This is a genomic window from Pseudomonas sp. VEM90, from assembly GCF_054611535.1.
The window spans coordinates 1-12,221 of record NZ_JBTRAR010000007.1 but is presented as its reverse complement, the minus strand read 5'-3'; the positions used below and the strand labels follow the sequence as shown (position 1 = coordinate 12,221).

Below are 12,221 nucleotides of genomic sequence, written 5' to 3'. Positions count from 1 at the left end.
GCTCAGGCACTGAACAGCTGGCGGATTTGTTCGGACAGGGCGGCGACGTCCTTGTCCAGCAACCAGTCCAGCGTCAGGTACACGGCGACGCAGACCAACGCGATCAGCGCCAGATACACCCACAGTGGTACTTCATGGCGCAGCATCTGCGACACCGGGTCGGGCAGTGCCCAGTCCGGTGACAGGGCTTTGGGCGCCTTGCGGTAGCGGGCAATATCCTGGCCCAGGGTATTGGCCAGGTAACGCAGCTGGTCTTTCTGGCCGAGGCTGAACTTGCCCTCGAAGCCCAGTGCCAGGCACAGGTGGTAAACCTCGAGTACGTCGATGTTCTGCTTGACGTCGGCGCGCAGCGCCTCGACCTTCTCGAAGAAGCCTTCGCCGGCCAGGTGCACGCCGAAATAGCGGAACTGCAACGGCTGCAGCTCGAAGTGCCGACGCAGCGCGTTGTCGTCCGAGCGCAGTACGCTTTCGTCGAGGAAGGCGCACAACGCGTATTGGCTGTCCTTGACCTGCTCGACGCTGTAGTTGGCGGCACGGGCATCACGTTCCAGGTTGGCGAAGAAGCGTTCGACGCTACCTTCGAAGGCCTGCACCGAGGTGACCTGGCGGCCGCGACGTACGATCAACGCCATGCTGATGAAGTCCTGGACCAGGTCCTTGAGCGTCGGTTTGTCGCTGGCAGCCGGGACGGCGCCCTGTTGCAGTACGGCTTCGGTCATTTGAGCACCGCCATCAGTTCAAGCTTGAGGTTGGTAAAGGCGCTGGGCGCATAGAAGCAGATGGCCTGGGCGCTGATCATTCGCTCATACACAGTGCCGTGTGGCTCGATGGCGAAGTACTGGTTGTCCAGGCGCACCGGAATCGCGTTTGGCAGCCGCGCGGCATGATTGAGGGTGACACCCGGCATGGCGCTGTTGACCACCACTTCAATGTCTTCCGGCGAACCGACCTTGAACGCGCGGGGCACCAGCTCCAGCAGGCTGGCGCCGGGCATGTCGGCGTGCACGGCGATATAGAAGTCGGCTTCGGCCAGCCGCGGGTCGTGCAGTTGGCCTTGCCAGTGCGATGGCTTGGTCTGGGTCAGGTTGATGACAATGCACTGGTTGGGCACGACGTTGTCGAGCATCACCCGGATCATTTCGTCGAGCTTGACCAGCGACGCGGCCGGGTCGTGGTGGTCGTACTCGGGGATGTCGCTGAGCTGGGTGTCCAGGGTGAAGGTCAGCAGGCCGCCGGCCAGGTCGGCCAGGAACAGGTACAGGCGCTCCGGGTGCAGGCGCGGGTGGGCCAGTAGATGAGCCAGCTGCGGGTGGGCACGGTTGACCGTGTTCAGCAGCCAGAACAGGGTGACATCGCTGGAGCCGAACTCGGCGATCTGGTCGGCGCGCTCGCGGCGCCGGCCGGAAAGCGCCTTGCTCTTGGCCTGTAGGGCGCCGAGCAGGCGCTTGCCGATGCCGGCAATGGTCTCGTGGCTGCCCAGATGCAAGGTGGGGTGGACGAAATGCGGGTCAAGGTTGAAACCGCCCATGCTGTTGCGTGTCAGCTTGGCCAGGGGGCAGTGGCTGTAACCGTCGAGGCTGTCACCGTCGACCAGCAGTACGACGTTCAGGCGCAAGCTGGTGATTTCGTTCTCCAGCTCGCCTTCATTAAGGTCGGGCAGGGTGTCGAACTGCTTGCGAAAGCGCCGAGCAGCCTTGTGTTCGTGGCCATCCTCGACGTAGTTGCGGCCGAATGGCTCGGGCAGCTTGAGCGCAGCATACACCTTCAGGTCGTTGGCCTTGAGCAGATCCTTGAGGTCGCGCGCGGCCGGCAGCGGATCGTGCTGCGGCGCGTCGTAGAGGCTGCCATCGGGGAACACCAGCTTCAGGCGCTTGAGCTGCAGTGAACCAGTGGCCAGGGCGTCCTCGTCCACCTGCAGCGCCTGAACTCCCCAATGGAAAGGAGTGCTGCGCAGGGTCGCCTCAGCCAACTGGTGCTGATGGAATTCGTCCTGATACTGGAAGTGTTGGGGCAGCAGGAACATGCCTTCCGACCACATCACCCGGCTCTGCTTGCTCATTTGACGCTATCCACTAAAGAATTGAAGGTTGAATCCATGGCGTTGCTGGCCGACTGGCTGGCGGCGTCGGTGGCTTTGTCGACGACCGCGTCCTGCACCTTGTCGCTAAGGGTCGCCTCGGCATCCTTGGCCTTCTGCGCAGCGGCAAGCTGGTCGGCGGTCGGCGGTTTGTTCAGTACGTCCACGCCCCGCATGGCGCTGATTTCGGTGTTGTCCACCAGCACCCGCAGGCCGTCGGAGGAGAACCAGATACCGTCCTTGCGCAGCGAATTGGCGTCGAAGGCGACTTTCCAGCGCGCGTCCTGCTCATCGCGGAAGAACGCCGCCACGCCGACGTAGCGCGCGCTCTTGGCCAGCGGCCACTGGTCGATCTGGCCGATGCCAGGCAACAGGGTAATCTCGCGGGTCTCCACCAGGGTGCTGCCCAAGGCTTTCTGCGGGGCGTCCCACAGGGTCTCGGCATCGGTAGCCGCGAAGCGCTCGAGGTCGGTCAGCTGGTACACGCGCATCACCACCGACAGCGGGTTGCCCTCGGCATCGGGGTTGAGCTGGTTGCCGCCGTCGGAGGTCAGGATGACCTTTTCGCTGTCGGCCAGCATGTCGGCCGCCCAGCTGTCTTCCATGCGTTTGCCGATACGGTCGGTGACCCCGCAGCCGGCCAGCGCTACCAGCAAGGCGGCTGCGGTCAGGCGTTTGAGGACGATGTGCTTGTGTTGCATCACGGCAAAACCTCCGGGTACTGGTCAGGCCAGGCGATAGGCAAAATCGCCATCGCTGCCCAGCTCGATCGCAAGGTGCTGGATCGGCGCGTCCTGGGCCATGCGCTCGAGCACGCGCTGGGCGAGTTCGGGCATCAGGGTCTGGGACAGGATGTTGTCGATGTTGCGTGCGCCGCTGTCGACCTCGGTGCAGCGGGCGGCGATGGCCTTGACCAGTGCCTGGTCATAGCTGAGCTCGGCCTGGTGGTTGCGGGCGAAGCGCTTGGCGATGCGTTCGAGCTTGAGGGCGACGATGCGCTCGAGGATCTGGTCCTGCACCGGGTAGAACGGCACGATGCTCAGGCGACCGAGGAAGGCCGGCTTGAACACATGGTTGAGCTGGTCGCGCAGGTCTTCCACGATCGCCTCGGGCATCGGCAGCTCGGTGGCGTTCAGGCAGGTCTGCATGATGCGCTCGGTGCCGGTGTTGGAGGTGAGGATGATCACCGTGTTGCGGAAATTGATCTCGCGGCCTTCGCCATCGTCCAGCACGCCCTTGTCGAACACCTGGAAGAACAGTTCCAGCACGTCGGGATGGGCTTTTTCCACCTCGTCGAGCAGCACCACACTGTACGGCTTGCGGCGCACCGCTTCGGTCAGCACGCCGCCTTCGCCGTAGCCGACGTAGCCGGGTGGCGAACCCTTGAGGCTCGACACGGTGTGGGCCTCCTGGTACTCGGACATGTTGATGGTGATCAGGTTGCGCTCGCCGCCGTACAAAGTGTCGGCCAGGGCCAGGGCGGTTTCGGTCTTGCCGACACCGCTGGGGCCTAGCAGCAGGAACACGCCAATCGGCTTGTTCGGGTCTTCCATGCGCGCTCGGGAAATCTTGATGCGCTTGCCGATCTCATGCAGGGCGTGGTCCTGGCCCAGCACGCGTTCACCTAGCAGGGCCGGCAGGCGCTGCACGGTATCGATTTCGTCACGCAGCATCTTGCCCAGCGGGATGCCGGTCCAGCCACTGATGACCTGGGCGATGGCGCCGCTGTCGACCAGCGCGTGGACCAGTGGCTGCTCGCCTTGCACGCGCGCCAGCTCGGCACGCAGGGTATTGAGCTGTTGGGCGTCGGCATCGTTGGCGGCGTCCAGTGCCTTGAGCTGTTCGACCAGCTCCAGCTCTTGCTGCCACTGGGCATTGAGCTGCTGTTCCTGCTGCTGCTCGGCCTGCAGGGCAGCCTGCAGCGCTTCCAGGCGGCGGGCATGGTCGTGCCCCTTGCCGGCTTCGTGGCCGAGCACGCCGATTTCCGCCTGCAGGTTGTCGATCTGTCTGCGGCAGTCTTCCAGTGCGCCGGGCAGCGAAGATTGCGCCAGGGCAATGCGTGCACAGGCCGTGTCGAGCACGCTGACGGCCTTGTCGGGCAGCTGGCGGCCGGTGATGTAGCGGTTGGACAGGCGTACCGCCTGCACCAGCGCTTCGTCCATCACCGCCACCTTGTGGTGCTCGCGCATCTTGCCGAGCAGGCCGCGCAGCATGTGAATGGCCTTGTCTTCATCGGGCTCTTCCACTTTGACCACCTGGAAGCGGCGGGCGAGGGCGGCGTCCTTCTCGAAGTACTTCTTGTATTCGGCCCAGGTCGTGGCAGCGATGGTACGCAACTCGCCACGGGCCAGGGCCGGTTTCAGCAGGTTGGCGGCATCGTTCTGCCCGGCCTGGCCGCCGGAGCCGATCAGGGTGTGGGCTTCGTCGATGAACAGGATGATCGGGTGCAGGCTGCGCTTGACCTCTTCGATCACAGCCTTGAGGCGGTTCTCGAACTCGCCCTTGACCCCGGCGCCGGCCTGCAACAGGCCCAGGTCGAGGGTGTGCAGGGCAACGTCCTTGAGCACCGCCGGCACGTCACCCTGGGCGATGCGCAGCGCCAGGCCTTCGACCACGGCGGTTTTGCCGACCCCGGCTTCGCCCGTGAGGATCGGGTTGTTCTGCCGGCGGCGGGTGAGGATGTCGACCATCTGCCGTACTTCGAACTCACGGCCCAGCACCGGGTCGATGCGGCCTTCGCGGGCACTTTGGGTAAGATTGACCGTGTACTGGTCCAGCGCCGGGGTCTTGCCGCTGGCCTTGCTCGACGTGCTCACTGGCGCCGCTGGGCTGGCCAGCGGGCTGGCCTGCCTGGACTCGGCGCTACCCTCCACCAGCGCGGCAAGGTTCAGGCGCAGGTCATCGGCGTTGATTTTTTCCAGCTCCGGCGCCGAGGCGATCACAACGCGACGCAGTTCTGCATCGTCAAGCAGGGCCTGCAGCAGGTAGGCGCTACGCACTTGGGCTACGCCGTATTCGATCGAGGCCAGCAACCAGGCTTGCTCGATCATGCGGGTAATGTGTGGCGACAGCGCCGGGGTGCGGGTATTACCTTTCTTGAAGGTGCCCAGGGCGGTGACCAACTGCGCCTGCAGGCGTTCGGCGACGACTTCGTAGTGGCGCAGGATCGGCGCCAGGTCGCTGTCGTTGTTGTCGAGCAATTGCAGCAGCAGGTGCTCCACTTCCACGTCGTAGTGGTGCTCCGACAGGCACAGGGCCGCCGCGCTTTCGGTGGCCGTGCGGCTGGTTTCGTTGAGCTTGGCGAACAGAGACTTCAGGTTCACAAGGCGACCCCATCGTAAGGAATGTGGAAGACGGCGCAACGCGAAGGCTCCGCGTCGCGACCAGGGCGTTTGAGCCAACCCAGCCAGCCCAGGGCGACATTGCCGCTGCGGCCCAGTTGGGCGCGTGGCACCGCCTCGCGCTTGAGGCGCGGGGCAATTTCGAAATCCAGTTCGGCACCTATATAGAAGCGCACCAGCTCGACCAGCTTGCGGTAGCAGGCGGTGCCCGGCTGGAAGCGCTGGTAGTCGGCCAGGTTCAGCGGGCCCAGCTCGATACGGATGCATGACTGGTAGTCCCAGACCCGGTTGCCGGCGACGGCGCTTTGGCCAAGCTGGGCATTGCGGCGGCCGAGCTGGGTGCATTGTTCGGGCTGCAGGTGCAGCCAGCGCCCGGCGAACGGCTGGACCTTGATCGGCAGCGAGAAATAGAAGCCGAGCATGCGTTCAAGGTTCAACGCATTGCGCGGCTTCTGGCTGAGCAGGCCGGCAAAATAGCTGAACAGCTCACGACGCAATGCTGACGGTTGCTCTTCGAACTTCAGTTTCTGGGCGCGCGGCCCGAGGCCAACCAGGTTGAGCAGGTAGCCATCGAAGCCCGAGGTGCCATTGCGCTCGTGCTCGATGTGGAATTTGTATTTTTGCCAGGCCTCGTAGAACAGCGTGGTCATGCGGTGCGAGAAGATGTCGAGAAACGCATGGGCGGCATCGTCGCGATACTGCACGTGGCGCTCGAGCAGCAGCTCGGTGTAAGGGCGCGGCAGCACGCCTGACGGCCCGACCAGGCCCATGAAGGTGACCTGCACTTCCGACAGCGGCAAGCCGGCTGGCGACACCTTGCCTTCGCGCTCGAAGTGCAGGTCGCTGACCTCGCTGGCCGGGAACGCCAGCGACAGCTGGGTACGGAAACGCAGCGGGTCTTCGTGCGGCCGGGTTGCCAGGTCCATGCGCCCGGTGCGGCTGTAGTGCAGGCGGAGCAGGCGCACCAATTGGAAGAATTCGAATCGGTGCGGCTCGGCTCGGGCCTGATCGATCAGACCAGGGGCTGATCGCCGGTGCGTGCTGGCCATTGTACGACTCTCTTTTCTCGTTGTTGGGTGCGCAGGGTCAGTTGGGTGAAGCTGTTCATCGAGCAGTACTGGCCGAAGAAGTGGTCCAGCACCTTGCCGAACAGAAACACGCCGCTGCCGATGAACTGGCTTTCATCCAGGGTCAGGGTGATGCCGACGCCGCGCACGAAATTAGGCCGCGGGTGGCCGATGCGCGCGACCACCGGTTCGCTGCTGATCGCCTTGATGCCGTTGATCTGTTTGCGAATGGCGGAGACATTGCGGTAGTTGTACAGCGACAACAGCTCCAGCAGCACTTCGCGGCCTTGGCTGACCAGCGACAGATGGTTCAGCGACAAGTGGGCGATCAACCGCCAGATCAGGCCCTTGCCCAAGGGCACACGCACCGTGGCGGTGGGCTTGCGCAGGCAGCGGATATCCTTGATCACCGAGTTGGCGGGAATGGTGAAATCGCCCCGTTCGCCACCGAACGGCAGCATCAGCGGCACGTCGCGGTTGCTGCAGGTAAGGCCGATACTGAGGGTGTCGCTGCTGGCATCGATCAGCTCCAGATCGCGGTCGACCACGCGGATGCTCATGGCAGTGGCGTCACCCTGATTTCGCCGACGCGCGACCCAGAAGCTGCTGTGTGGGTCTTGCTCGCCCCGGGGTTCGAAAAACGGCTGGCAGGTGGCGACCTGGTCGATACCGCCGAGTTTGCGCACCCGCCGTACCCGGTCGATCGAGACCACCTCTGCCGCGTTGTGCAGCCGTGTATCAGGGGTGACCGGGTATTCGTGCTGGGTGTGGGTCAGCTTGATCGGCTCGGCCTGCTGGCGGAACAGGTTGATGATCGGCGTGCAGTTGAGCTTGAAGTTGTTGCGCCCGATGTTCTGGGTCAGCCGCGCCAGGCGCTCGCTGAGGTCGTAGTCGGAGAAATAGAAGTTGAGCTCTACCTGCTCGATGGCCTTGCCCTGCAGGATGCGGGCAAATCCACTGAGGTCGAAGAACATGAACTTGTCGGGGAAGGTGAAATACTCGTGCAGCAGGCGGTAGCCCAGGAATGAGCGTTCGGAGTAGTCCACCAGGCCTTCGTCACGGGCGTAGCCCACGGCTTTCAGGGCATCGGCCGGCAGCGCTACCTCGCGGCTGCGGCCCTGGTCATCGAAGCTCAGCGTGGCCTTGGCGAGGTTGTTGAACAGCAGTTCGTACAGCTGCAGCATCAGCGTCGCTTCGCCGTCGAGGAAGAACCGCAGACGGTTCATGTCCATCTGCCCGAACAGGGCATCACCAGTGGCTGCCAGGCGGATGCGCAGACGAGCGACCAGGTCGGCGCTGTGCCCATTGAAGGCCGAACGTTCCATTTCTGTGAACGAGGCCTGCTGCACGGCAATCGGCCACAGCTCTACCGGGTAGCAGGTGCGGAACTTGCACACCACGCCCTCCACGGGATTGGCATGCATCTCGGTATGGCGCGCCACGCGGTAGGCTTCGGTGACTTTCTCGTGCCTGCCCAGGCTCAGTTCGACAATCGACATCGACGGAGTAGGGCGCAGGTAGTGGGGGTACAGCACCTCGAGGAAGGATTCGACGATTTCCGGAAACTCGTCATCGAGCTTCTTGTGCACCCGCGCAGACAGGAACGAGAACGCCTCGATCAGGCGCTCGGTGTGCGGGTCTTCGCAGTTGTCGCCCTCGATCAGCAACCGCGAAGCGATCTTTGGGTACTGCGCAGCAAACTCCTGGCCGAGAAAGCGCAGGTGCGACAGTTCCTGTTCGTAGTAGGGCAGCAGTTCGTCGAGCATCAGTTGAGGTTCTGCACTTTGTATTCCTGGGTGTTGACCTGCAGCACGGCGTCGAATGACACCTGGCGGCTGATGTCCTGCAGACGCAACACGGCGTCCACGCGGAAGGTCAACATGCGGTGGCCGTTCTGCTGGGCCAACAGCTGGACACGGACCCGGCGAAAGCGCCGGTCTCCGGTGCTGATCGCCCGCTCCAGCTGTTGCTGGATCAGGCGACGATCGTGCGGGTCGAGCACGCTGCGGCTGATGAAGTCCGGCATGCCGTATTCAAGGATGGAACCACCGAGCTGGCTGAAGCCGTCGAGCTCTTCGGCGACCAGGGACTGGCGGGTGTTCACCAGTACTTCGAGGTCGCGGACGATGCTGGCCTTGTACTCGGCCAGCGAGCAGGTGCGCTGCGCTGCGGGCTCGGCCGACTGGTAGGGACGGTCGTCCAGCAGTCGGTCGAGCAGCGAGGGCAGCAGGCGGGCCTGGTTACTCATGTGTCATCCCTGTACACAACGGCCTGTCAGCCGCGCGCGCCCTGTGGCAGCTCGGCAACCAGCCGCAGCGAGGCGGTCAGTTCATCCAGCTGGTAGTGCGGGCGCAGATAGGTGACGGCCTTGTACACGCCTGGCTTGCCGGGCACTTCGAACACCTCGGCGCGGGCTTCGCGCAGCGGGAACTTGGCCTTGGCCTCCTGGCTGGCGGTATCGTCGAGCAGCACGTAGCTGGCCAGCCACTGGTTGAGGAAGCGCTCGACATCCATGCGCGAGGCAAAGCTGCCGATCTTGTCGCGCATGATCGCCTTCATGTAATGGGCGATGCGCGAAGTGGCGAAGATGTATTGCAGCTGGGCCGACAGGCGTGCGTTGGCGTTGGCGATGTCGGTGTTGTACTGCTTCTGTTTCTGCGCCGACTGGGTGCCGAAGAACGCGGCATAGTCGGTGCCCTTGCAGTGCACCAGGGGGATGAAGCCCAGGTCCGACAGCTCTTTTTCGCGGCGGTCGGTGATGGCGATTTCGGTCGGGCACTTGAGGGCGATTTCGCCGTCGTCGGTCTTGAAGGTATGGGTTGGCAGGCCTTCGACCAGGCCGCCACCTTCCACGCCGCGGATGGCCACGCACCAGCCGTAGCGGGCGAAGGCATCGGTGACGCGGGTGCCGAGGGCGTAGGCGGCGTTCATCCACAGGTACTTGTTGTGGTCGCGGCCATCGACGCTTTCGACGAAGTTGAATTCTTCCACCGGGGTGGTATCCGGGCCATACGGCAGACGACCGAGCACGTGGGGCAGGGTGAGGCCGACGTAACGCGAGTCTTCCGAGGCGCGGAACGACTTCCACTTGGCGTATTCCACGGTGTCGAAGATCTTCGCCAGGTCACGCGGGCCGGACATCTCGGTGAACGAGTCCCAGCCGAACAGCTCGGACGAAGCGGCCGAGATGAACGGCGCGTGCGCCGCCGCCGCGACGTGCGAGATTTCTTCGAGCAGGTACATGTCTTCGGGGTTGCGGTTGAACTCGTAGTCACCGATCAACATGCCGAAAGGCGCGCCACCGAAGGTGCCGTACTCTTCTTCGTAGACCTTCTTGAACAGCGCGCTCTGGTCGAATTCGCTGGCGGCCTTCAGGTCGCGTATCAGGTCTTTCTTCGAGGCATTGAGCAGGTGGATCTTCAGCGTGGTGCTGGTCTCGGTCTGGTCTACCTGGTATTTCAGGCCGCGCCAGGAGGCTTCCAACTGCTGGAACTCGCGGGCGTGCATGATCTCGTTCATCTGCTCGGAGAGCATCGCGTCGATTTCGGCGATACGCGAATCGAGCACGGCGATCAGGTCCTTGCTCGGGGTCATCTCACCCTCGAGCACCTGGTTCACCAGTTCGCCAATCAGGTCGCGGGTGCGGTTGCGCTCGGTGTCGGAGCGGGCCACGCGGCTTTGCGAAATGATGCTGTCGAGCAGCGAGGGCTGTGGTGCGAAGTTTTCCACTTCGACCAGGTCGCCGGCCTGTTGCGGTGCGGTTTGCTTGTCGGTCATGTTCGGGCTCCTGCTCAGGCGCGATCGTCGCTGGACGGGTCTTTCACTTCGGCTTCACGGCCGAATTCCTTGCCCAAGGTCTTGAGCTTTTCGGTGTTCTGCAGCACGTCCATCAGCAGCTCTTCGAGCTTGTCGTTGCCGCCCATCTTGTTGCGCAGGTCGGCCAGCTTGTTGCGCACTTCCAGCAGCTTGCGCAGCGGCTCGACCTGCTTGACCACGTTCTGTGGCTCGAAGTCTTCGAGGCTGTTGAAGTTCAGCTCCACGCCCAGCTGGGTACCGTTCTTGGCCAGGGTGTTGTCGACGCGGTAGGTCAGGCGTGGCTTGATGCCCTTGAGCACACCGTTGAAGTTGTCGCGATCGATGTACACGAACTTGCGGTCCTTGAGCTTGGGCAGCGGCTCCAGCGGGTTGCCGGAGAAGTCACCCAGTACGCCGACGACGAAGGGCAGCTCCTTTTTCTCGATGGCATCGCCGATGTCCACGTCGTAGGTGATATGGACCCGAGGCGCGCGAACGCGGTCGAGTTTGTGCTGAGTGCTTTCCTTCTTCGCCATCGTGTTCTCCAGTGCGAGCAATTCGCTGCGAATCATTGCGCGGCCCGGTGCCGGGCGCTGCGCGTTACAGTCCTTCGATCGTCAGCAGCAGGCGCTGACGGATTTCGTCGTTCATTTCCAGAATGTTGTCGCGGCCCACCAGTTCTTCGAAGCTGGTGTTGCCGGCAATCTGCGTGCTGCTGCGGATGACCGAGTCGTCGGGCAGTTCCGAGCGCACCGGCGAGCTGATGACGCAGAACGGCAGGTCGCCAAAGCCCTTGAGGCGTTCGAAGCTGAGGCTGTAGCGCAGGCCCTCGAACAGCCGGCCAAGGCCAGGCGACTTGCTCAAGCAGTAGAACAGCACCAGGTAGTGCACCACGAAGCGGTACAGCTCGGCGCTGCTGCGGTTGGGGTCTTTGATGACGTTGCGAAACCGCGCCAGGTCGAAGGCGTGGAAGCCCACTACCCAGCGGGTCGGGCTGGTGATGCGGATGACCTGGCCGCTGTGTTCCAGGGTTTTGTCGTATTCCAGCGGGAACAGTGCGGGGGTGGTGCTGATCAGGTTGAGCGGTACTTCCAGCTCGGTGACCAACTGGAACGGCGCAGCCGAGCCGATGCGTTCGTAGAGTTCGACCAGGGCCTGGAAGTGACCCTGGGTTTCGCGCCCGCTGCTGCGCTGTGCGCCTTGCAGGTATTCGCCAAACAGGGTTTGCGGACGGATCAGCGGTGCCACGGTGGCAAGGTAATCCGCCGCCTGCGCCTTCAGCGCATCGGAGATCACCCGCGTCTGGCTACGCAGCTTGATCAGTGCTTCGACATCGAATGTCTGTGTCATTGGTGCATCGTCCATGTGCCTGCATGATCGTCCTGAAACGCCGGTGGCGTGGACCTGAAAAATCGCCTTTCGGCTGCAGCGAATTTGAGTGCTGGCATATGAATATTGTGTTGCCAGCAATGCCGAGTAGGGCACCTCGCTGTGGAAGAAGTTCCGGCGAGGGGGGCGATTTTTTCCCCGTTGTGTGACGCTGCGCAATAATGGCGCTGTGATATTGACAGCGTGTTTTGGGCGCAGGAGATGGGGGATCAAGCCGTAAAGACTGGGTACGAAAGGGGCTGGAAAGCGATGAAAATCGTTGGCAAAAGTTTTTTTCAAAAAGTGAATCAGTTCTCATTTTGTGCGCCGGCCGCCTGTGCGTTGCGGGATGGGGGCGCGTGTCAGGATGATGGCAATGCGACGAGTTTCGTCGCGCCCGGCGGGGTAACTGTATTGTTCAAAACCTAATAGCTAGCGCGATGCTCGTAGGAGCGGGTTTACCCGCGAATAGGCCGGACCTGCCGGCCAATATCCTTGATCATTCACCGTCGCAGCCGCCACCGCATTCGCGGGCAAGCCCGCTCCTACATCGACCGGTGGTGTCGCCACGTT

At 63.1% G+C, this 12,221-nt stretch carries 10 protein-coding genes; all 10 read right to left on the bottom strand.

Translation table 11 applies throughout. The features are described from left to right. Positions 1–2: 2 nt before the first annotated feature. A complete protein-coding gene (gene icmH, locus ACYCCG_RS08925; RefSeq protein ID WP_176684543.1) occupies positions 3–719 on the bottom strand; it encodes a type IVB secretion system protein IcmH/DotU in 717 nt (238 codons plus the stop codon). After that, positions 716–2,059 (bottom strand): type VI secretion system baseplate subunit TssK, encoded by a 1,344-nt coding sequence (tssK, locus tag ACYCCG_RS08920; RefSeq protein ID WP_176684542.1) that lies wholly within the window; start codon positions 2,057–2,059, stop codon positions 716–718. Before tssK ends, icmH begins: the two co-directional genes overlap by 4 nt. Continuing rightward, positions 2,056–2,778, bottom strand: coding sequence for a type VI secretion system lipoprotein TssJ (gene tssJ / locus ACYCCG_RS08915; RefSeq protein WP_176684541.1), 723 nt, complete (start codon positions 2,776–2,778; stop codon positions 2,056–2,058). The genes tssK and tssJ overlap by 4 nt, the downstream gene beginning before the upstream one ends. Before the next feature lie 24 nt (positions 2,779–2,802). Then, positions 2,803–5,400 (bottom strand): type VI secretion system ATPase TssH, encoded by a 2,598-nt coding sequence (gene tssH / locus ACYCCG_RS08910; RefSeq protein WP_459670076.1) that lies wholly within the window; start codon positions 5,398–5,400, stop codon positions 2,803–2,805. Next, on the bottom strand, positions 5,397–6,467 hold the full coding sequence (tssG, locus tag ACYCCG_RS08905; protein ID WP_339443096.1) for a type VI secretion system baseplate subunit TssG: 1,071 nt from the start codon (positions 6,465–6,467) through the stop codon (positions 5,397–5,399). The genes tssH and tssG overlap by 4 nt, the downstream gene beginning before the upstream one ends. Further along, the gene (gene tssF, locus ACYCCG_RS08900; protein WP_339443095.1) at positions 6,431–8,251 is read right to left on the bottom strand and encodes a type VI secretion system baseplate subunit TssF; all 1,821 of its coding nucleotides are present in this window, start codon (positions 8,249–8,251) and stop codon (positions 6,431–6,433) included. Before tssF ends, tssG begins: the two co-directional genes overlap by 37 nt. Further along, positions 8,251–8,733 carry a type VI secretion system baseplate subunit TssE gene (gene tssE, locus ACYCCG_RS08895; RefSeq protein ID WP_003248355.1) on the bottom strand — a complete coding sequence of 161 codons (483 nt, stop codon included), beginning with the start codon at positions 8,731–8,733 and terminating at the stop codon, positions 8,251–8,253. Before tssE ends, tssF begins: the two co-directional genes overlap by 1 nt. A gap of 26 nt (positions 8,734–8,759) precedes the next feature. Further along, positions 8,760–10,262 (bottom strand): type VI secretion system contractile sheath large subunit, encoded by a 1,503-nt coding sequence (tssC, locus tag ACYCCG_RS08890; protein ID WP_459670074.1) that lies wholly within the window; start codon positions 10,260–10,262, stop codon positions 8,760–8,762. A 14-nt stretch (positions 10,263–10,276) separates the two neighbouring features. Then, the gene (gene tssB, locus ACYCCG_RS08885; RefSeq protein WP_003248358.1) at positions 10,277–10,816 is read right to left on the bottom strand and encodes a type VI secretion system contractile sheath small subunit; all 540 of its coding nucleotides are present in this window, start codon (positions 10,814–10,816) and stop codon (positions 10,277–10,279) included. A 64-nt stretch (positions 10,817–10,880) separates the two neighbouring features. Continuing rightward, complete coding sequence (locus tag ACYCCG_RS08880) at positions 10,881–11,630, bottom strand: hypothetical protein (protein ID WP_339443094.1); 750 nt, start codon at positions 11,628–11,630, stop codon at positions 10,881–10,883. Between the last annotated feature and the right edge of the window lie 591 nt (positions 11,631–12,221).

Excerpts from the sequence above, each read along its gene's own strand:
- icmH (WP_176684543.1), bottom strand. The coding sequence starts at position 719 with ATGACCGAAGCCGTACTGCAACAGGGCGCCGTCCCGGCTGCCAGCGAC.
- tssK (WP_176684542.1), bottom strand. The coding sequence starts at position 2,059 with ATGAGCAAGCAGAGCCGGGTGATGTGGTCGGAAGGCATGTTCCTGCTG.
- tssJ (WP_176684541.1), bottom strand. The coding sequence starts at position 2,778 with ATGCAACACAAGCACATCGTCCTCAAACGCCTGACCGCAGCCGCCTTG.
- tssG (WP_339443096.1), bottom strand. The coding sequence starts at position 6,467 with ATGGCCAGCACGCACCGGCGATCAGCCCCTGGTCTGATCGATCAGGCC.
- tssF (WP_339443095.1), bottom strand. The coding sequence starts at position 8,251 with ATGCTCGACGAACTGCTGCCCTACTACGAACAGGAACTGTCGCACCTG.
- tssE (WP_003248355.1), bottom strand. The coding sequence starts at position 8,733 with ATGAGTAACCAGGCCCGCCTGCTGCCCTCGCTGCTCGACCGACTGCTG.
- tssC (WP_459670074.1), bottom strand. The coding sequence starts at position 10,262 with ATGACCGACAAGCAAACCGCACCGCAACAGGCCGGCGACCTGGTCGAA.
- tssB (WP_003248358.1), bottom strand. The coding sequence starts at position 10,816 with ATGGCGAAGAAGGAAAGCACTCAGCACAAACTCGACCGCGTTCGCGCG.
- ACYCCG_RS08880 (WP_339443094.1), bottom strand. The coding sequence starts at position 11,630 with ATGACACAGACATTCGATGTCGAAGCACTGATCAAGCTGCGTAGCCAG.